16 protein-coding genes are annotated in these 19,518 nt (G+C 71.8%); 11 read left to right on the top strand and 5 right to left on the bottom strand.

Going from position 1 to position 19,518, the window contains the following annotated elements; genetic code table 11:
- The first annotated feature begins 111 nt into the window (after positions 1-111).
- The 3 genes from JOD95_RS02385 to JOD95_RS02375 are packed head-to-tail and all read left to right on the top strand — an operon-like array spanning position 112 to position 3,228.
- Entirely contained in the window at positions 112-1,416 is a 1,305-nt protein-coding gene (locus JOD95_RS02385; protein ID WP_235426583.1) for an ABC transporter substrate-binding protein, read from the top strand.
- Complete coding sequence (locus JOD95_RS02380) at positions 1,400-2,356, top strand: carbohydrate ABC transporter permease (RefSeq protein ID WP_209682743.1); 957 nt, start codon at positions 1,400-1,402, stop codon at positions 2,354-2,356. The genes JOD95_RS02385 and JOD95_RS02380 overlap by 17 nt, the downstream gene beginning before the upstream one ends.
- Complete coding sequence (locus tag JOD95_RS02375) at positions 2,356-3,228, top strand: carbohydrate ABC transporter permease (RefSeq protein ID WP_245171085.1); 873 nt, start codon at positions 2,356-2,358, stop codon at positions 3,226-3,228. Before JOD95_RS02380 ends, JOD95_RS02375 begins: the two co-directional genes overlap by 1 nt.
- Positions 3,229-3,294: 66 nt before the next feature.
- On the opposite strand, the gene JOD95_RS16805 is transcribed toward JOD95_RS02375, so the two are convergent.
- The gene (locus JOD95_RS16805) at positions 3,295-4,827 is read right to left on the bottom strand and encodes a family 20 glycosylhydrolase (RefSeq protein ID WP_209682740.1); all 1,533 of its coding nucleotides are present in this window, start codon (positions 4,825-4,827) and stop codon (positions 3,295-3,297) included.
- 547 nt (positions 4,828-5,374) lie between these two features.
- Here JOD95_RS16805 and JOD95_RS02365 point away from each other — a divergent pair.
- From JOD95_RS02365 to JOD95_RS02350, 4 genes are all read left to right on the top strand, one after another.
- The gene (locus JOD95_RS02365) at positions 5,375-6,733 is read left to right on the top strand and encodes a glycosyltransferase (RefSeq protein ID WP_209682738.1); all 1,359 of its coding nucleotides are present in this window, start codon (positions 5,375-5,377) and stop codon (positions 6,731-6,733) included.
- On the top strand, positions 6,730-8,643 hold the full coding sequence (locus JOD95_RS02360; RefSeq protein ID WP_066654144.1) for a right-handed parallel beta-helix repeat-containing protein: 1,914 nt from the start codon (positions 6,730-6,732) through the stop codon (positions 8,641-8,643). Before JOD95_RS02365 ends, JOD95_RS02360 begins: the two co-directional genes overlap by 4 nt.
- Before the next feature lie 3 nt (positions 8,644-8,646).
- Complete coding sequence (locus tag JOD95_RS16800; protein WP_066654146.1) at positions 8,647-9,816, top strand: right-handed parallel beta-helix repeat-containing protein; 1,170 nt, start codon at positions 8,647-8,649, stop codon at positions 9,814-9,816.
- 63 nt (positions 9,817-9,879) lie between these two features.
- Positions 9,880-11,310 carry a UDP-glucose/GDP-mannose dehydrogenase family protein gene (locus tag JOD95_RS02350; RefSeq protein WP_209682735.1) on the top strand — a complete coding sequence of 477 codons (1,431 nt, stop codon included), beginning with the start codon at positions 9,880-9,882 and terminating at the stop codon, positions 11,308-11,310.
- A 117-nt stretch (positions 11,311-11,427) separates the two neighbouring features.
- Here the strand turns inward: JOD95_RS02350 and JOD95_RS02345 are convergent, their stop codons facing one another.
- On the bottom strand, positions 11,428-12,177 hold the full coding sequence (locus JOD95_RS02345) for an inositol monophosphatase family protein (protein WP_209682732.1): 750 nt from the start codon (positions 12,175-12,177) through the stop codon (positions 11,428-11,430).
- Positions 12,178-12,317: 140 nt separating this feature from the next.
- Here JOD95_RS02345 and JOD95_RS02340 point away from each other — a divergent pair, with 140 nt between their 5' ends.
- On the top strand, positions 12,318-12,887 hold the full coding sequence (locus tag JOD95_RS02340; protein WP_209682729.1) for a DUF6611 family protein: 570 nt from the start codon (positions 12,318-12,320) through the stop codon (positions 12,885-12,887).
- A 192-nt stretch (positions 12,888-13,079) separates the two neighbouring features.
- Here the strand turns inward: JOD95_RS02340 and JOD95_RS02335 are convergent, their stop codons facing one another.
- The 3 genes from JOD95_RS02335 to JOD95_RS02325 form a co-directional block, all read right to left on the bottom strand.
- Complete coding sequence (locus JOD95_RS02335) at positions 13,080-14,012, bottom strand: acetamidase/formamidase family protein (protein ID WP_209682727.1); 933 nt, start codon at positions 14,010-14,012, stop codon at positions 13,080-13,082.
- The gene (locus JOD95_RS02330; protein ID WP_245171083.1) at positions 14,009-15,457 is read right to left on the bottom strand and encodes an APC family permease; all 1,449 of its coding nucleotides are present in this window, start codon (positions 15,455-15,457) and stop codon (positions 14,009-14,011) included. The genes JOD95_RS02335 and JOD95_RS02330 overlap by 4 nt, the downstream gene beginning before the upstream one ends.
- 168 nt (positions 15,458-15,625) lie before the next feature.
- Positions 15,626-16,555, bottom strand: coding sequence for a proline iminopeptidase-family hydrolase (locus JOD95_RS02325; RefSeq protein ID WP_245171081.1), 930 nt, complete (start codon positions 16,553-16,555; stop codon positions 15,626-15,628).
- 84 nt (positions 16,556-16,639) lie between these two features.
- On the opposite strand from JOD95_RS02325, the gene JOD95_RS02320 reads away from it, so the two are divergent.
- Genes JOD95_RS02320 through JOD95_RS02310 form a run of 3 tightly spaced genes read left to right on the top strand, consistent with a single transcriptional unit; the run spans position 16,640 to position 19,449 of the window.
- Positions 16,640-17,371 carry a FadR/GntR family transcriptional regulator gene (locus JOD95_RS02320; RefSeq protein ID WP_209682724.1) on the top strand — a complete coding sequence of 244 codons (732 nt, stop codon included), beginning with the start codon at positions 16,640-16,642 and terminating at the stop codon, positions 17,369-17,371.
- A 15-nt stretch (positions 17,372-17,386) separates the two neighbouring features.
- Positions 17,387-18,094 carry a response regulator transcription factor gene (locus JOD95_RS02315; protein WP_066654164.1) on the top strand — a complete coding sequence of 236 codons (708 nt, stop codon included), beginning with the start codon at positions 17,387-17,389 and terminating at the stop codon, positions 18,092-18,094.
- 5 nt (positions 18,095-18,099) lie between these two features.
- Positions 18,100-19,449, top strand: coding sequence for a HAMP domain-containing sensor histidine kinase (locus JOD95_RS02310; protein WP_245171351.1), 1,350 nt, complete (start codon positions 18,100-18,102; stop codon positions 19,447-19,449).
- Positions 19,450-19,518 lie beyond the last annotated feature (69 nt).

The following is a 19,518-nucleotide window of genomic DNA, read 5'->3' as shown; positions in this document are numbered from 1 at the left end:
GCGACCGCCGCACCGGTCGCGACCCCTCCACGCGGGGCGCGACGACGCGCCCGCGCAGGCCGCGCCTCCCGTCCGAACGCACACGGCACCACGACCTCGAAGGAGAGGACCATGCCGACCCGACCATCCCCCCAGCTGGCCAGACGGGGGTTCCTCGCGCTCGCCGGCATCTCCATGGCCGGCGCACTCGCGGCCTGCGCGGGGCAGGGGACCGCCGCGCACGGCGGCACCAAGCACATCCGCCTGTCGACCTGGAACATCCCGACCGACATCACCAGCTACCAGGCGATCGCCGACGAGTTCGTCGCCACGCACCCCGGCACGAGCGTCGCCGTCGAGGTCACGACGGGCCAGTTCCACCAGTGGTTCATCACCCGCCTCGCCGCCGACCTCGCCCCGGACATCATCCGGATCACCCCGCAGCAGATCGGTCGGTACGCCGCCAACGGCAGCCTGGTCGACATCAGCGGGCAGGTTCCCGCCGACTACCGGGCCGACTACACGGACCCGTTCTGGGCGATCGGCGCTCGGAACGACGGCGTGTACGGGGTGTTCCAGCACACCGACAACTTCATCACCTACTACAACCGCACCGTCATGGAACGCATCGGCGTCACGCCGCCGACCGCCGTCGCGGACGCCTGGACGTGGGACGAGTTCCTCGACGTCGCCCGCGAGGTCAAGCAGGTCACCGGGAAGTACGCCTTCGGCTACGGCTGGAGCGGACCGGAGACCGCGTACCGGTGGCTGCCCTTCGTGTACCAGAACAGCGGCGCCTTCCTCGGCGAGGACGGAGCGACCCCGTCGATGGACACCCCCGAGGCGATCGGTGCCCTCGAGTTCGGACGGAAGTGGTACGCCGAGGGCCTCGCCACCACGGGCAACCTCAGCAAGACCGGCGGCGGCGACGTCGCCCGGAACCTCTTCATGACGGGGCAGATCGGGATGATGCTCAACAACCCCGAGCCGATGGCACAGCTCGACGAGGAGATGCCCGACGACTGGGGCACCGCGCCGATGGTGCGCAACACCGGCGAGGCGAGCGACCTGGGCGGGAACGCCCTGGCGGTCACCAAGTCGAGCCGGTACCCGGAGCTCGCAGCGGAACTCGTCGTGATGATCACGAGCCGGGCGAACGTCGAACGCTTCTGCCACGACGGCAACTGGCTGCCGGCTCGGAAGTCCCTCGACGCCGCCGACATCGGGTACGCGACCCACTCCGACACCATGCAGCAGTTCATCGACCAGGGCGCGACGATCCCCCTGTCGATGGTGAAGGCCGAGAGCGGGCAGTACTTCGCATCGCTCAACGCGGTCTTCGCCGACTACCTCGACCTGTGTCTCCTCGGGCAGCTCAGCCCGGAGGACGCAGCAGACCAGATGATGGGGGCGATGCGCAGTGTCACTGCGAACTGAGACCGCGCCGGTGCACCCGGCGACGACCAGGCCGCCGACCGGCGGGCTCCGCGCCGGACGGCCCACCCGGTCGCGACGGGGCCGCTTCGTCCCGTACGTCTTCGTCGGTCCCGCGGGACTGCTCTTCCTGGCGTTCTCGCTCGTCCCGATCGTCATCGCGGTCCTGCTGAGCCTGCGCGACAGCAGCACCTCGATCGGCGACGGGGAGTGGATCGGGGGCGGCAACTTCGTCTCCATGGGCTCGGACCCGTTGATCGTGACCGCGCTGCGGAACACGCTCGTGTTCACGATCGGGACCGTCCCGACGTCGATGGCGATCGGACTCGCGCTCGCCGTGGCGCTCAACCGACCGCTGCCGGGTCGCGGGGTCTTCCGTGCGCTGTTCTTCGTCCCGATGGTCGCCGCGGGCGTGGTCGTCGGCGTCGTCATGTCGTGGATCTTCAACGGCGACTACGGCGTGGTGAACAACCTGCTCGAAGCCCTCGGGCTGGGACGGTCGCCGTGGTTGACCGCTCCCGGATGGGCGATGGCCACGCTGGTGATCGTCGTGGTGTGGACCCGCATCGGGTTCTGCATGGTGATCTACCTCGGTGCGCTGCAGTCCGTCCCCGCCGAGCTCAAGGAGGCCGCGGCGATCGACGGGGCGTCCCGCTGGGCCCGGTTCCGGACGATCACGTGGCCGCTCCTCCGACCGACCACGTCGATCCTCACGATCCTCAACGTGGTGTTCTCGCTGCAGGCGTTCGACGTCATCTACGTGATGACCGGCGGCGGTCCGGGCTTCTCCACCACCGTGCTCATCCAGTACGTGTTCCGGTCGGCGTTCATCGACGCCCGGATGGGCTACGCGGCAGCCCTCGGACTGGTGCTGGTCGCGATCCTGCTCGTGTTCACGCTGCTGCGGCAGCGGGCCGACCGCAAGGCGGAGGAGGTGCTCTGATGGCCGTCCTGGAGACCCGTGGTCGTTCGGCCGCACCGCGCGCCCGGAGACGTCACCGCCCGCGTCGGTGGTTGCTCGTCGCCGTCCTCACCGCACTGGCGGTCGTGATGGTGTTCCCGCTGTACTGGATGGTGGTGTCTGCGCTCACGCCCGGAGGGCAGTCGCAGAGCGGCTCGTTCTACCTGTTCCCCGCAGAGCCCTCGTTCGACAACTACGCCCAGGTGTTCAGCACCCAGCCGGTGTGGCGGTGGCTCGGCAACTCGGCGCTCATCACGAGCCTCGGCACCGCGCTGAGCGTCGTCGTGTCGCTCATGGCCGGGTACGCGCTCGCGAAGTTCCGGTTCCTCGGCCGCGGTCTGCTCTACGCCGCGTTCCTCGTCACGATCATGATCCCGATCCAGGTGACGATCGTGCCGAGCTTCCTCGTCGTCGCGAAGATGGGGCTCGTCGACTCCCCGTGGGCGGTGATCCTGCCGACGCTGTTCGACGTCGTCGGGATCTTCATCGCCCGGCAGTTCATGCTCGGCGTCCCGGACGCGCTGATGGAGGCTGCTCGACTCGACGGTGCGGGGGAGTTCCAGACGTTCTTCCGCGTGGTGCTGCCGTCGTGCGGGCCGCTGGTCGGTGTCCTCGTCATCCTCGGCTTCATGACCCGGTGGAACGACTTCCTCTGGCCGCTCGTCGTGCTGCAGGGCAACGAGAACCTCACCGTGCCGGTGGCGCTCTCGACCCTGACGAACAACCCGGCGTTCAGCTCCCCGTGGGGGGCCGTGATGGCGATCGCGACGGTGACCGTGCTCCCGTTGCTGGTGGTGTTCCTGGCCTTCCAGCGGCAGTTCGTGCAGGGCATCGCGTCGACCGGCATCAAGTAGGACCGGTGTCGGTGCCGCCCCCGCAGCGTGGCACCGACACCGTCCCGCCGCCCGGTCGGCCAGTCGTCAGGACCCCGCTGTCTCGAGCATCGCGAGCACGTGCGGCGCGCTCCACCGGAACAGCGCGTCCGACGGCGGCGACGCGAGGTCCTCGCCCCAGATCGCGACCGCCGCGCCCGACATCGGTGCGGCGAGCCGCGACCCGGAGTCACCGTCCCACGTCCGCAACGACCAGTGGGCCCGGAGGTCGGCCGCCGTGTACGCACTGTCGGCGGGGTCGAGGTCGGTCGGCACCTCGTACAGGTAGTAGGAGTCGTAGTTCAGCAGGTCGGTCCCCACCGCCGCCAGGTCGTCCGCGCCGGCTCGGTGGGCTCGGCGGTCGCGGCGCTCCGCCGGGTCCTCGGTGTCGCCGTCGAAGCTCCAGTACGTGACGTGGATGCGCGGGTCCAGCCGTCCGACGACGGCCCGGTCGATGCCGTCGTTCCAGGCCCAGACCTCCCGGTCACCGACGGCGGCGGCCATCGTGTTCAACCACCCGACCCGCTGGGCCGCCGTGGCGTCGTCGCCCCACTCGTCGCCGCCGATGTGCACGGTGCGGCTGGCCGGGAAGGTCCGGGTCACCTCGCGCAGCAGGTCTGCGGCGAGGCGGGCACTCGCCGGCGCCGTCACGTCGAGTTCGCTCTCGTCGGCTCGGATCCGGTCGACCCAGCGCGCACCGTGCCGGGCCTCGAGCAGGGCGAACGCAGCCGCCATGTGCCCCGGTGTGTCGATCTCGGGCACGATCGTGATGCCGCGCCGTGCCGCGTGGTCGGCGATCTCGCGCGCCTGCGCGGCGCTGAGGAAGGGACGGCCCGTGACCCGGCTGGTCCACACGCCGTCCTCGAGGTCGGCGTTCGCCGTGGTCTGCCCGAGCACCGCACTCTCGATGCCGACGTTCTGGTCGTCGGTCAGGTGCAGGTGCAGGAAGCGCCCACCGTCGTCCGCGAGCAGGTCGACGTACTGCTCGATGAGCGGGACCGGGTAGTACGCGCGAGCGACGTCGAGCATCACCCCGGTGGTCGGTCGTGCGGGTGCGGACCGGCCGGTCCTGACCGAGGCGGCCGACGCCCGGCACCCGGCCGCCGCGTACGCACCGGTGCAGGCGCGGACGGCGTACGTCCCGGCCGGTGCGCGTGCCGGTGCCCGGTGCGACACCCGGACGGTCGTGCTCGCCCCGGCAGCGAGCGATGGGATCCCGACGTGCCCGAGCGTGTACTGCCGGCTGCCGGCGGTCAGCGAGAGCCAGGCGTCGCGGGCCGGCTTGCGGGTCGTCGAGTGGTTCGTGAAGCGCAGCGTCGTCCGGACGGTCGTCCGGGTCGCCGTGACGCTGCTGGTCGCGGTGAGCTTCGTCGCGGTGACGCTGGGGGCGCGCCCCGCGGTGCCGGCTCCGGCAGGGTCGCCGCTCGGCACGAGCGTGTCGACACCCACCAGGACCGCCGCGCACGTGACGATCGTCAGGGCGAGCGCAGCGGCGCGAGCTGCGCGGCGGCGACGCGGGGGTCCGCTCTCCGCGGGTGCCCGCGACCCCTGGCCTTCCTCGTCGGATCCTGCACGCGCCACGACGTCCCACCCCTCGGTCACCGCGCCGTGCACGGGGGTCGTGCTGTGCGGTCCTGCTCCGACCCGGGTCGAGCAGACAGGCCCGACTGTAGCGGAGCGCGGACGCGCTGCGGGCGCTGCAGCCCGCCGAGGGGACGCCGCCCGGTCCCCGCGCGGGGAGACGACCTGCCGGTGACGGACGGGAGGCGCGCGGCGGGACCGCCGCGTTCCTCCCGTCCGGTGCGGTGCGGCACCCCACCGGACCGCACCGCAACGGCGGAGCACCCCGCTACGGAATCCCGCAAGACCGCAATGCGGTTCCCCTGTGCTTGTGGAGCGACACACCCGAGAGTACGTTCAGCCCAACGCTCAGCGTCGGAGTGGGACCACGGTCCCCGATCCGGGCTGGCGACATGCAGCGACGGGGGGATCCGGCGCTGTCCCGACCCTCTCCGCACCGCTGACCCAGGCGGCTCCCGCGTCACCCTGCGCGGCGTGCCGTCGTGCGGTGCTGCCGAGTGTCGTGTTCCGTACCCGAAACCGAACACCGCACGAAGGACCCGACCTCATGCACCCGCTCGTCCTCTTCGCGTCGCAGACCTCGACCCAGGTCGTGCTCGACAACATCGCCGCCTTCGGTCACGAAGCGCTCAAGTACTTCCCGATCGGCATCGCCGGCATCATCGTCTGGGCACTGTGGCTCTACCGCGTCGTGCTCTCGGCGCGCGCTCGTCCGGTCGAGAACGGCTTCCGCACGACGACCTCGGTCGTGGTGCCGTCCTTCCACGAGGACCCGGACATCCTGCTCCGCTGCCTCGACTCCTGGCGGGAGCAGCACCCGGACGAGATCATCATCGTCCTCGACGTGGCGGACACCGAGGCGTACCGCCGGATCGTGGCGGTGGGCGACCCCACCGTCAAGCCGGTGCTGTTCCACCACGTCGGCAAGCGGAGCGCGCTCGGCGAGGGCATCCGTCGGGCGAAGTACGACGTCCTGGTCCTGGTGGACTCGGACACCTCGTGGGAGCCCGGTCTCCTCGAAGCCGTGCAGATGCCCTTCGTCGACGAGCGCGTCGGCGGTGTCGGCACGCAGCAGAACGTCTACCAGCGGAACTCGAGCATCTGGCGCATCATCGCCGACTGGCTGGTCAACCTGCGGTACTTCAACTACGTCCCGGCGATGGGCGCGGCGGGTGCGGTCCCGATCCTGTCCGGTCGGACCGCGGCCTACCGGCGCTCCGCCGTGCTGCCGGTGCTCGACAACCTCGAGAACGAGTTCTTCCTCGGCCGCCGGTGCATCGCCGGGGACGACGGCCGTCTGACGTGGCTCGTCATCGCGTCGGGCTACAAGACCGTGCACCAGTCGTCGGCGAAGGCGCTGTCGATGTTCCCGGCGAGCGGCAAGGCGTTCTTCAAGCAGCGCATCCGCTGGAGCCGCAACTCCTACCGCACGTACCTGACGGCGATCGCCAAGGGGTGGGTCTGGCGGGTGCCCTTCGTGACGAAGATCACGGTGCTGCAGATCATCCTGACCCCGGTGACGATGGGCATCACGATGTGGTACCTGCTGTTCAGCCGCCTGGAGCTCAGCACCGTCGGCGTCCTGTTCACCATCGGCTGGCTGCTCTTCGGCCGTGCGGTGCGCGGGGTCTCGAACCTCAAGCGCCACCCGCTCGACCTGCTCGTGCTGCCGATGCTCGCCCTCGTCGTGATCGCGGTCGCCCTGCCGATCAAGGTGTACTCGTTCGTCACCATGAACAAGCAGGGGTGGCTCACCCGGCACGCCGACCAGGTCGGGGGTGACGGGCAGCAGGCTCGGACCCTCCAGCCGGAGACGACGACCGGTCGCCGGGTGGCCTCACCCGGTGTCGTCCTGCCGCAGGGTGCCGTCGCGGCGACCTCCGACGACCAGGCGGTCGCGGCATGAGCGCGCTGACGAAGACGACGCCGCGGCTCGCCGCGGGGCTGCTCGTCGGTGCCGGGCTCCTGCTCACGGGTGTCCTCGGCGTGCCCACCGCCGCCGTCGCGGCGACGACGTCCGCGGCCGCGGCCCCGGTGACGGGACGACCCTACGGGGGCGACCCGGACAAGGAGGCCCGGCTGGTGACGGCCGAGAACGACCGCATCTACAACGTCCGTGCACTGGCCTCGGCGGCGCGGTGGAGCGGCCTCGCGGTCTCGCAGCCGTACCGGCTCGCCACGGGCTCGTCGTACACACTCGTCCTCGTCGCCCGTGGTGCGGCGTACACCGTCGACGACCTCGCACGGCTCGCACCGTCCACGTTCGTCAAGCAGCCGGACGGCTCCTGGTTGCTCAGCGAGAACATCGTCGTCGAGAACGGCGCGACCCTGCGACTCGCGAGCCCCGACGGCCTGCGCATCCACCTCGCGAGCAACCACGAGGGCTTCGTGTCGATCGTCACCCAGGCCGGCAGCCTGCAGGTCGTCGGTTCGGCGAAGGCTCCGGTCACGATCGACGCCTGGGACCCGCAGGCAGGGCGGGTCGACCAGCAGACCTCGGACGGACGGGCGTACGTCCGGGTGCAGGGCGGGACCGCGACCCTGCAGTACGCGGCGTTCTCGCACCTGGGGTTCTGGAGCGGAACGACCGGCGGGGTCTCCCTGACCGGGACGAACCTCTCCACCCTGGACCAGGCCTCCGGCGACCAGCAGGGCAAGACCGAACGGACCACGAAGGACGTCTTCGGCAACGCCATCCTGCCGACCGGCGAGCTGCCGAAGAGCGGCAGCGCCACGGCGAGCGCCGGCGGCTACAGCTACGTGTCCGCCCTCGTGCAGCACGTCACCTTCGCCGGGAACGCCTACGGCCTCTTCCTGACGAGCGCGGACGGCGTGACGATGTCGGACGCCACGGTGGAGCACTCGCTCATCGACGGCCTCGTGCTGCACCGCTACGTCACGAACTCGACGTTCACATCGGTCCGGTCGACGGACAACGCGGTGGACGGGGTGAAGATGACGCGGGCGTCGACCGGCATCGTCCTCAGCCAGGTGACCGCCTCGGACAACGGTCGCAACGGGATCACGCTGAACGGCAGCGGGCTCGCGGCGGGGCCGAACGCGGCCGGCATGCCGACGACGACCTACGGCAACAACGCGCTCTCGGACAGCAACAGCTCCGGCAACGGGCGCTACGGCATCGAGGTGATCGGCGGGAAGAACGTCCGGATCAGCGGGTCGACGGTCGCACGCAACGAGATGGGCATCGTCGTCCGGCACGACGCCGACGACGTGGTCGTCCGCAACAACGTGGTCAAGGACTCGTCGCAGAACGGCATCGCCGTCCTCGACGGGCCCAGTCGCACCGAGGTCTCCGAGAACTCGGTCGACGGCGCGGACATCGGCGTGTACGTCCGGGACAGCGCGACCTCGTCGGTGACGAACAACGCGATCGACGATGCCCGCGTGCACGGGGTCACGATGGTCGGGGCGGTGGGTGGCACGGCCGTCGAGAACAACACGGTGGACGGTCGCGGGCCGAGCGCGATCGACCTCGCCCGGTCCGACGGAGCCGCCCAGCAGGGCAACACGACCGTCGAGTGGCAGTCGACGAAACCGTTCCTCGTCACCCTGCGCGCGGTGTTCCAACCGTTGACGGTGCTGTGGCTCCTGCTACTGACGGTGGTGCTGGTCGCGGCGATCGGCGGGACACGACGTCGACGTCGGGGACAGCGCGAGCTGCCGTACGCGAAGCAGGCACCGCTGTCCAGCTACACCCGCGGCGCGGTGGACCCGGCCTCGCTCGGTCTCCCGCCCGTGGCGGGCCGCGGCACGCACGCTGCCGAGCCGGGTGCGGTCGCACCCTCGGGGAGCTGACCGGTGACGCGACGACCCCGTCGCCTGCGGTCACACCTCGTCGTCGGCGCAGCGGGCCTGGCGGTCGGAGCGCTGGTGGTCGGCGGTGTGTGGGCCGCCACGAGCGGTGCGGACCGGGGGGACGAGCAGGCCGCTCGCCCCCGGCCGACGCCGAGCGTCGAGCAGACCCCGGCCGCGACGCCGAACGGTGTCCCGGACACCCGTGCGACGCCCGACGCGACCGCGACTGGATCGCCCGACGCCGGGACGGGACAGGCCTCCCCGGTCGACACGGCCCGGTGCGACGCCGCCGCGACGACGACGGTCAGCACGGCGAAGGCCCTGGAGAAGGCACTCGACGACGCTCGAGCAGGGGCCGTGATCCGGCTCGCGTCCGGCACGTACACCGGCCGGTTCGAGGCCTCCGCGGCCGGGACGTCGGACGCACCCGTGACGCTGTGCGGCCCGCGTGACGCCGTGCTCGACGGCGGCGACGTGGAGGGCGGGTACGTCCTGCACCTCGACGGCGCGTCCTACTGGCGGCTCGAGGGGTTCACGGTCCGCAACGGGCAGAAGGGCGTCATGTTCGACGACGTCCAGCACTCGACGGTCGACGGCCTCACGGTCACCGACATCGGTGACGAGGGGATCCACCTGCGCGCCGACAGCAGCGACAACACCGTCCGCGGCAACAGCGTCAGCAGGACCGGTCTCCGGAAGCCGCAGTTCGGCGAGGGCATCTACATCGGCTCCTCGAAGAGCAACTGGTGCAAGGTCTCGGACTGCCGTGAGGACCGCAGCGACCGAAACGTCGTCACGGGCAACACCATCGCCGACACCGCTGCCGAGAACGTCGACATCAAGGAGGGGACGACCGGAGGCACCCTCTCCGACAACTCCTTCGACGGTGTCGGGATGCAGGGCGAGAACCACGCCGACTCGTGGGTGGACGTCAAGGGGAACGGGTGGACCGTCACCGGGAACCGGGGCGTCCGCTCACCGCTCGACGGCTTCCAGACCCACGAACTGCTGTCCGGCTGGGGGACCGACAACACCTTCACCGACAACCGCGTCGACCTCGGCAACACCGACGGCGTCGCGTTCGCCCTCCGACCCGTCGAGGGCAACACCGTCTCCTGCGACAACACCGTGGTCGGCTCGAACGAGTTCAGCACCACGGCCTGCACCGACTGACACCCGACGGCCACCGCGGTCCGTCACCACCCACCCTTCGCGACCCGAGAGCGAGCCCTTCCCATGTCTGCTTCCGTCACACCCATCCCCGACACCGCGATGCCGCCGGTCGCCCACCAGCCCCGCCTGACCGTCATCGGCACGGGGTACCTCGGCGCCACCCACGCCGTCTCGATGGCCGTCCTCGGGTACGAGGTCCTCGGCGTCGACGTCGACCCCGCCAAGGTCGAGGCGCTGATGTCCGGCCGGGTGCCCTTCCACGAGCCCGGCCTGCCCGAGCAGCTCGCGCAGGCCCTGGCGTCCGGTCGGCTGCGGTTCACCTCGTCACTGCGCGAGGCCGCCGAGTTCGGCGACGTCCACTTCGTCTGCGTGGGCACGCCCCAGCAGCGGGGGTCGCACGCCGCCGACATGACGTACGTCGACTCCGCCTTCCGCGAGCTCGCGATGCACATCGACCGCCGCGCGCTCGTCGTCGGGAAGTCGACCGTGCCGGTCGGGACCGCCGAACGGCTCGCCGCGCTCGTCGCGGAGGTCGCCCCCGCCGGGACCGAGGTCGAGGTCGCCTGGAACCCGGAGTTCCTCCGCGAGGGCTACGCCGTGCAGGACACGCTGCACCCCGACCGGCTCGTCTTCGGCGTGCAGACGGCGTGGGCCGAGGCGCAGCTGCGTGCAGCCTTCCGCCCGGTCCTCGACGAGGGGACGCCGCTGGTCGTGGCCGACCTGCCGACGGCGGAACTCGTCAAGGTGGCCGCCAACTCGTTCCTCGCGACGAAGATCTCCTTCATCAACGCGATGGCGGAGGTCTGCGAGGCGGCCGGTGCGGACGTCAGCGTCCTGGCGGGCGCCCTGTCCCACGACACCCGCATCGGCGGCCGCTTCCTCAAGCCCGGCCTCGGCTTCGGTGGCGGGTGCCTGCCGAAGGACATCCGCGCGTTCTCGGCCCGGGCGCAGGAGCTCGGTGTCGGCCAGGCGGTCCGCTTCCTCGACGAGGTCGACGCGATCAACCTGCGCCGCCGCCAGCGGACCGTCGACCTGGTCACGGAGATGGCGGAGGGGGACCTGGCGGGCAAGCGGATCGCGGCGCTCGGCGCGGCGTTCAAGCCGAACTCCGACGACATCCGCGATGCGCCGGCGCTCGACGTCGCACGGATGCTCGACGAGGCGGGTGCCGTCGTCACCGTGTACGACCCCGAGGCGATGGAGAACGCCGCGCGCGCCTACCCGACCCTGCGGTACGCGCCGTCGCTCACCGCGGCGGTGATCGATGCGGACGTGGTCGTGCTGCTGACCGAGTGGGAGCAGTTCCGCACGGTGGACCCGCACGACCTCGGCGCGCTCGTCCACCACCGACGCATCGTCGACGGCCGGCACGCGCTCGACGCGGACGCGTACCGCGCGGCCGGCTGGGAGCACCGTGCGCTCGGCCGACCGTCCGCGTCCGGCACGGTGGAGATCGCGGTCGACGAGCAGGACCGCCTGCAGGCCACGGCCTGACGGCCGGACGTCTCGGTGGGGGTACCACCGAGGACGCGCCCGGTGCACGACGACGTGCACCGGGCGGTGCGGAGGAGGCGGCTTCGGGCAGTGCCGCCCCTCCGCGCAGGGTGCTGCTCAGGCGCCGAGCAGCTCGGCGGCCTCGCGCACCGCGGTCGGGGCTCCGGCGAGGTGCCAGTCGTGCCCGTGGGCCCGGACGACGGTGGCCGCGCCACCGGCGCCGTCGACGAGCGCCCGCCCCGGGAGCCAGTCCCAGTCGGCGCAGTCGGTCTGCACCCAGAGGCCGATGCGGCCCGCTGCGACGTCCACCAGGTCGCAGGACCCCGACCCGCTGATCCGGACCGTTGCCGCCGCTGCCAGGAGCGCCGTCATGGGCGCCGCCTCGGCGGCGCGCAGGTGCGAGCTGTTGAGGAAGGTCGCCACGCTCGTCGCGGCGAGGGTCACGTCCTGCACCGGCGGCACGGCCTCGCCGTCACGGGTCGTCACCCCGTCCGACGCCACCCACGTCTCGTCGGCGAGCGGACGACGGACCGCACCGACCCGGAGCACGCCGTCGACCTCGAGCGACACCGCGCTGCACCACGCGGGCAGGCCGGCGACGTAGTTGAACGTCCCGTCGATCGGGTCGACGGTCCACCGGCGTCCGTGGGTCGCCTCGGACCGGGTGCCCTCCTCGCCGAGCACCCCGTCGTCCGGGCGGTGCTCGAGCAGCATCCGACGGACGAGGTCCTCGGCGGCGCGGTCGGCGGCGGTGACGAGGTCGGCGGCCGAGGTCTTCCGCTCCGCGTCGGTCCCGTCCCGACGCATGTCGGCCGCGAGCCGGGCGGCGTCGGTCACGAGGGCAGCGGCGAGGGCGTGGTCGTCCATCCGGCAACGGTAGCGGGCGGAGGACGGACGACGCAGGCCCGACGTCGCAGCGTCAGGACGTCGTACGGGATCCGGTCCGAGCCGTCAGGACGCCGTCAGGACCGGCTCGGCCCCGAACAGTCCGCCACAGGCTGGTCGTCGTGGACACGAACCGAGACCGACGACCGCTCCCGACACGGCGCACCGGGTGGCACCCGTGGGGCCGGTGCACCGTGCAGCCCGTCTCCCGCGCACTGTGGAGCGGGCGCACGCTCGAGGTGCACGCCCCGGGGACCACCGCGGGCGAGCTCCTGCTGCTCCGAGCGCTCCAGGTCTGGGGTGCGGCCGGCGCACTCGTAGCGGTCGCACTCGTCGTGGCGCTGCACCGCGTGCCGGCGGTCGGCCTCGTCGTCGCCGTCCTGCTCTACGCCGCCGGTCCCGTCCTGCTCGTCCGGGCGACACGGCGGTTGCGTCCCGGGGTCAGACGCTTGACGGTCACGGTGTTCCACGGCAACGGTCAGCCGGAGGTGCACGGCGACGTCCGGCTCCTCGAGGCCTCGCTCGACCTGCTCTGCCTGGTCGAGGACGCCGTCCGTCGCGGGCAGGTGTCCCGCGTCGAGTACGAGCAGGTCTGGGGACAGGTGTGGCGGGCGATGCCCGAGCCCGCGGCGCGGGCCGCAGGCCGACCGCGGTCCGGCGAGGTCGCCCAGCGGCGTGGGACCCACCGGTGAACGGCGTGCCCGAGCCGACGGCGTCGGCGCCGCCGGATGCCGAGGTCGACGATCCGACGGTCGTGCTCGGTGACGACTGAGCACGCGGTCGGCCCGCGGGCCGGTCCGCACGACCGGGCACGATGGTGCCGCGGGGACCACCGGACGGGAGGCCCGTGGCGGCCCCGCCCCGCGCCTCCCGTCCGTCGTCCGCTACAGAACCGCCTTCGGCACCCGGTGCAGGGTCACCGCCCCGACCGCTGCGAACGGGTGCAGCGGTTCCGGGTCGCCGGAACCGGTCGGCCCGCCGAGCTTCGAGTCGCCGACCGCGCTGAGCACCGCGTAGGCGTCCTCGGCCGTCCACCCGTGGTCCTCGACGAGGAACGCGAACGCGTCCTCGTAGCCGCGTCGGACACTCTCCTGCACGGGGTCGCCGAGCCCGACGAAGAGCCACTCGTCGTCGGTCTCGATGCGCGGCGCACGGATCGGCCGACCGCCCTGCAGGAGGTCGACGGAGACGATCGCGGTGCCCTGCGCCTCGATCGCGACGAAGGACGACTCGCCCTCGGCCATGATCGCGTGGATGTCCCCGACCGACAGCAGGGCACCGGGCACCCGGACCGGCAGGTACACGGTCGAGCCGGGACGCGCCTCGGTGACGTCCATGTTCCCGCCCTCGGCGTACGCCGGCATGATCGTCGAGTTCGTCCCCGATGCCGGTGCGACGCCGATGCAGCCGATCATCGGTCGGACCGGGAAGGCGTGCCGGTCGGTGACGTGCACCACGCCGTCCTCGATCGGGCAGCGACGGGCGAAGACGCCCTCGGGCATGATGTGCTGGAGCGCGCCCGATCCCGGCAGCGACACCGACCACCCGTGGGTGGTGAGCTGGATGTCGTGGATGTGCACCGCGAGCACGTCACCGGGCTCGGCACCCTCGACCCAGACGGGGCCGGTGACCGGGTTGATCGGTGCCTGCAGCTGCGCCAGGTCGTGGTGCTCGTCGAGTTCGGCGTAGACGGCGTCCGTGGTCTCGAAGCCGATCGTCTCGCCGGTGCCCGGGGTGATCCGGAGCACCGGCTCCCGGTCGGCGGCGAACCCGGGCCGCCCCAGGGTGTTCGGCAGGAAGTGGTCGGGGGTGGTCATCGGTGGCCCTTCTCCGTGGTGGTGGTGTCGAGGCCGCCGACGGACCCCTCGCCCAGTGTGCCGGGCTCTTCCGACCCGACCTCGGTCGAGCGGCCGGTCCGGCGGTAGTAGAGGAACACCGCGGCGCCGACGACGAGCCAGACGATGCCGCCGACCTTCGCCTCGACGGCGGCGTTGAGCAGGACGTAGCCGATGATCAGGAAGCCGATGAGCGGCACGACGAGGTGCAGCAGCCAGTTGCGGGACCTCCCCTTCACGACGTGGTGCACGACGACCGACACGTGCAGGAGCATGAAGCCGAACAGCGCGCCGAAGTTCACGAGCGACGAGATGGTGTCGATCTGCCCGACGAAGAACAGCACGAGGATCGCGGAGAGCACCGAGACGACGATGATCGCGTTCTGCGGGACGAGCCTGCCGTTCAGCTTGTGCAGGAACGCGGGCAGCTGCCGGTCTCGGCTCATCGAGAAGAGCAGGCGACTCGTCGCGGCCTGGGCGGCCATGGCGTTCGCGATGCCGACGGCGAGCACGTTGACGGCGAAGAACGCGGTCGCCCACCCGCTCGAGGAGGCCTGCTCGACGATGGTGAAGAACGCGTTCCCTGCCTCGCCCTCCGGGAACGAGTCACGACCGCCCGCCAGCGCCGACGCGAGCCACGTCTGCAGCACGAACAGGAACGCGACGATGACGAGTGCCAGGACCATCGCGAGTCCGGCGCCACCGCGGCGGCCGGTGGACTCCTCGGACAGCGTCGAGATGCCGTCGAAGCCGAGGAAGCTCAGCACGGCGATCGACAGGGCGCTCGCGATGAGCGGTGCGGACACCTTCGACGGGTCCCACACCTGGTCGGTGCTGAACGAGGCGCCGGGCACGGTCCCGCCGGTCAACGCGACGATCGCGATGACGACGAAGATCGCCACGAAGACGAGCTCGATGAGCAGGAAGATGCGGTTCGCGAGCTTGAGGGACGAGACACCGAGCAGGTTGATCACGGTGTTGATCGCGACGAACACGAGTGCCCAGAGCCAGCGGGGCGTGCCGGGGAAGATGCCGACCATGCTCTCGGCCGCGAACACGTAGAGCAGCGTCGGGACGAGCAGGTAGTCGAGCAGGATCGCCCAGCCCGCGAAGAACCCGGCGGTGGGGTGGATGCCGCGACCGACGTACGAGAACACGCTGCCGGCGAGGGGGATCGACTTCGCCATCTGCGCGTACGCGAGCGCGGTGAAGATCATCGCGACGAGGCCGACCAGGTAGACGAGCGGCACCATGCCGCTCGAGGCGTTGTAGACGGTGCCGAAGATCGCCCACGGGGCGATCGGCACCATGAAGACGAGCCCGTAGACGAGCAGGTCGGTGGTTGAGACGGAGCGCTTGAGCTCCTGCTTGTAGCCGTAGGCCTCGAGCTGCTGCTGTGCAGAGAGCTCGCTGTGCTGCTGCGACATCGTGGTTCCGTTCGGGGAGACGGTGCGTGGGAAGGGGATGACGGACGGGAGGCGCGTGGCGGGGTGGGACGCGCTGGTCCGGTGGGAGGTGTCGGATGGGAGGCGCGTGGTGGGGGTGAGGACGCGCCTCCCGTCCGACGGACGGTCGGCCTGGTGGGCCGGGTCGGGTCAGCCCGTGGGCTGGTCGCTGAGTGCGTGGTCGTCGTGCTCGGCGAGGAAGGCCGCGACCACGCGGCGGAACTCCTCGGGCTGCTCCAGGTGCGAGCAGTGGCTCGCACCGGGGAAGACGTGCTGGCGGACGTCCGCGATGCGCTCGACGAAGGGCTGCCACGTGGCGGGCGTCGCCTCGTCGTGCTCACCGGCGACGACGAGGGTCGGGGTGACCACACGGTCGAGCCGGTCGATGACCGTCCAGTCGCGCATCGTGCCGACGACGTGGAACTCGTTCGGCCCGTTCATGGTGTGGTAGACCGTCGGCTCCTGCTCCATCTGGGTCTCAGAGTCGACGAAGTCCTGCGGCATGGGGACGACGCGGCACACGTGGCGCTCGTAGAACACCTGCGTGGCAGCGAGGTACTCGGGGTCGTCGACGGTGCCGGCGTGCTCGTGTCGGGTGAGGGCTGCCTGCACGTCCTCGGGCAGCTGCGCGCGGAGCTCGGCGGCGCCCTCGACCCAGAGCTGCATCGACGCGGGGGAGTTGCAGATCGCCAGGGAGCGGAGGCCCTCCGGCTGCCGGACCGCGATCTCGGAGCCGAGCATGCCGCCCCACGACTGGCCGAGCACGTGGTGGTCGCCGAGACCGAGGTGGTCCACGAGGGCCGCGTACTCGTCCACGAAGAGCTGCGGGGTCCAGTACTCCGTCGGGGCGTCGGGTCGGTGGGAGCTGCGGCCGCAGCCGAACTGGTCGTGGTGCACGACGGTGCGACCGGTCTCGTCGGCCAGTGCCGCGAGGTTCCGGAGGTAGTCGTGCGCCATGCCGGGGCCGCCGTGCAGGACCACGAGCGGGAGCGCACCGGGGGTCGGGGCGTCGGGTTCGGTGACGCGGTACCAGGTCTCGCCGTCCTGGAACGGCATCGTGCCTTCGGTGATGCGGGACATGACGCACAGCATGGACCGGGCAAAGGTTCTCTGCAATACCTTTTCTCGTCCTTTAACGTGGACGAAACGCAAGGAGGGGGCCGAGTGTCAGATCGCGCGACGGAGACCCGTGTCGACGAGGTCGAGGACCGGCTCGTCACCGCCGTGGCCGTCGGGGAGTACCTGCCCGCCTCCCGGCTGCCGCCCGAGCGTGAGCTCGCCGTGCTCCTCGGTGTCGGACGTGTGACCGTGCGCGCGGCCCTCGCGCGACTGGTCGACCGCGGCCTGCTCGAGACACGTCGAGGACGGGGCGGCGGGACCTTCGTCCGTTCGCAGTGGCCGGACTCGTCCTCCGACGCCGTCGCCCGGACGCTGCTCGCACGCTGGGCCGGCATCCGCGACACCACCGACGCGATCGCCCTGCTGCACGGCGCACTCGCCACCGCAGCGGCCGAGCGGATCACCGACGACGGCCGGACGACGCTGCGCACCCGGCTCGAGGACTTCCGCGCCGCCGCGTCCGGGCTCGAGAAGCAGCAGGCGGACGCGGTGCTGCACCGAGCGATCATCGACGCCGCCGGCAACGCCGTGCTCGCAGCGGCGCTCGCCGACCTCGAGTCGCAGGTGTCGATCGCGGCGCCCGCACACCTCTGGGGCACCGCCGAGGGCATGGCCGAGATGGAGCACCGTGCCCTGCTCGAGCACGAGGGGCTCGTCGACGCCGTCTGCGCCGGGCGGTCGGTCGACGCGGGGGTGCTCGCACGTCGGCACGTCGGCATCGACCTCGAACTGCTCGAGCGCGCGATGCTCCGGGCAGGGCAGGTCCCGACCTCCTGACGGCGTCCGTCGTGCATGATCGTCGCAACGGAGGTGCACGTGGCGGAGATCCTGGTGGTCGAGGACGACCCGGCGATGGGCGCGCTCGTCGAGCGTGGACTGGTCGGCGAGGGGCACGCGGTCACGGTGGTCACCGACGGCGTCGCCGCGCTCGTGGCTGCGGCCGCGCGGTCGTTCGACGCGGCGGCGATCGACGTCATGCTCCCCGAGATGACCGGGTTCGAGGTGTGTCGTCGGTTGCGCGAGACGGGCCAGGACTTCCCGGTGATCCTCGTCACCGCGCGGGATGCCGTCGACGACCGGGTCTTCGGGCTCGACGCCGGCGCGGACGACTACCTCACGAAGCCCTTCGCGATCGCCGAGCTCAACGCCCGGATCCGGGCGCAGCTCCGCCGCAGGTCCGCCGGTGCCGTGACCGTCGTGCAGGCCGGCGCCGTCCGACTCGACACCGTGACCGTCCGGGCGACCGTGGCGGGCCGGGACCTGCCCCTCAGCGTGAAGGAGTTCTCGCTGTTGCGGTACCTGGTGCAGGGGGCGCCGGAGACCCGGTCCCGGGCGGAGGTGCTGCGTGAGGTGTGGGGGAGCGCCGAGCACTTCGACCCCACGATCGTCGACCAGTACGTCAGCTACGTGCGGAAGAAGCTGCACGCCTCGGGCGCCGACGTGGCCATCCGGACCGTGCGGGGCGTCGGCTACGCGCTCGACGTCGTGTCCCGTCCGTGAGGCTCATGCGGCGGCTGTCCGTCCGCGCGCGCATCACGATCGGGAGCGTGCTCGTCGGCGCGGTCGTGCTCTCCCTGGTCGCGCTCGTGCTGCACGCCGAGGTGCGGCAGGCCACGCTGGAGACCGACCGGTCCCTCGCCGTCGGCGACGCGGCGCCGTTCGTCGCCGACCTCCGGGACAACCCGGGTGAGGCGCCCGACCGACCGGCCGACGGCGTCCTCGTGGGGATCCGCTCCTCGACCGGCGAGTGGATCGTCGACACGCTGCCGGACGACCTCCGCCGGTCGCTCCCGGACGGCGTCCCACGATCGACCACGACGCTCCGGCTCGGCGACGGGCACCGCAGCGCGACGCTCGTCGGCACACCGGTCGCGAGCGCCGACGGACGGTTCGTCGTGTGGGCTGCGCAGGACGGCCGTGCCGGGCACGAGACGGTCGAACGCGTCGACCGCTCGCTCGTCGTGGGGACCCTGCTCGCGCTCGTCGCATCGGGCCTCGCCGCCTGGCTGCTCTCGACCGTCGCGCTCCGACCCGTCGCGCGGATGCGTCGGACCGCCGAGGCGCTCAGCGGCGGGGACGCGACCGGGCACCTGCCCGTCGGCCCGTCGGAGGACGAGCTCGCCGACCTCGCGAGGACCCTCAACGCCTTCATCGACCGGCAACGCGAGAACGCGGTCCGCGAACGACGGATGGTGTCCGACGCCAGCCACGAACTCCGGACGCCGCTCGCGGCACTGACGGCACGACTCGAGCTCGCGCACCGGTCGTCCGGTGACGCCGCCGCGCTCGAGCGGGAGCTGGCGGCCGCCGAGTCCGACGCCGCGCGTCTCACCGCACTCGCCGACACCATGCTCGAGCTGAGCCGGCTCGACGAGACGCAGGCCACGCCGTCGACCACCGCAGCGGAGCTCGTGACGGAGCTGATGGGCAGTGTCGACCGGGCTCGGGCGCTCGGGGGGACCAGCGGGGTCGACTTCACCGTGGACGTGCCCGACGGTGCCGAACGGTACGGCATCACCCCCGCGGCGTTCGGACGGGTCGTCGACAACCTCGTCGCGAACGCGATCGCCGCGGGCGCTCCGGACGTCGAGGTCGGCATCACGTTGGTCCGGCAGGAGGACCGCGCACTGCAGCTGGTCGTCCGTGACGACGGTCCCGGTGTGCCGGAGGACTTCCTCCCGCGTGCGTTCGACCGCTTCACCCGTGCCGACGACGCACGGCGGGCCGTCCTCGGTGGCAGCGGACTGGGCCTGGCGCTCGTCCGAGGGCTCGCCGAGCGGGCGGGCGGGGAGGCCACGCTCGCGAACGCACCCGGCGGCGGCGCCGTCGCGGTGGTGCGACTGCCCGCGCGCTGAGGCCCGGGGACGGCCCTGCTTCGTTCGAGGTCTCGAACGAAGCAGGGCCGTCGTTCCGGGCTGCTTCAT

The sequence above is a fragment of the Curtobacterium sp. 1310 genome (assembly GCF_017834105.1).
GTDB lineage: Bacteria > Actinomycetota > Actinomycetes > Actinomycetales > Microbacteriaceae > Curtobacterium.
The sequence above is the reverse complement of the archived record's forward strand: the minus strand, read 5'-3'. Positions and strand labels throughout refer to the sequence as shown.

Excerpts from the sequence above, each read along its gene's own strand:
- JOD95_RS02315 (WP_066654164.1), top strand. The coding sequence starts at position 17,387 with ATGATCGTCGCAACGGAGGTGCACGTGGCGGAGATCCTGGTGGTCGAG.
- JOD95_RS02335 (WP_209682727.1), bottom strand. The coding sequence starts at position 14,012 with ATGACCACCCCCGACCACTTCCTGCCGAACACCCTGGGGCGGCCCGGG.
- JOD95_RS02350 (WP_209682735.1), top strand. The coding sequence starts at position 9,880 with ATGTCTGCTTCCGTCACACCCATCCCCGACACCGCGATGCCGCCGGTC.
- JOD95_RS02310 (WP_245171351.1), top strand. The coding sequence starts at position 18,100 with ATGCGGCGGCTGTCCGTCCGCGCGCGCATCACGATCGGGAGCGTGCTC.
- JOD95_RS02365 (WP_209682738.1), top strand. The coding sequence starts at position 5,375 with ATGCACCCGCTCGTCCTCTTCGCGTCGCAGACCTCGACCCAGGTCGTG.
- JOD95_RS02385 (WP_235426583.1), top strand. The coding sequence starts at position 112 with ATGCCGACCCGACCATCCCCCCAGCTGGCCAGACGGGGGTTCCTCGCG.
- JOD95_RS02325 (WP_245171081.1), bottom strand. The coding sequence starts at position 16,555 with ATGTCCCGCATCACCGAAGGCACGATGCCGTTCCAGGACGGCGAGACC.
- JOD95_RS02330 (WP_245171083.1), bottom strand. The coding sequence starts at position 15,457 with ATGTCGCAGCAGCACAGCGAGCTCTCTGCACAGCAGCAGCTCGAGGCC.
- JOD95_RS02375 (WP_245171085.1), top strand. The coding sequence starts at position 2,356 with ATGGCCGTCCTGGAGACCCGTGGTCGTTCGGCCGCACCGCGCGCCCGG.
- JOD95_RS02360 (WP_066654144.1), top strand. The coding sequence starts at position 6,730 with ATGAGCGCGCTGACGAAGACGACGCCGCGGCTCGCCGCGGGGCTGCTC.
- JOD95_RS02345 (WP_209682732.1), bottom strand. The coding sequence starts at position 12,177 with ATGGACGACCACGCCCTCGCCGCTGCCCTCGTGACCGACGCCGCCCGG.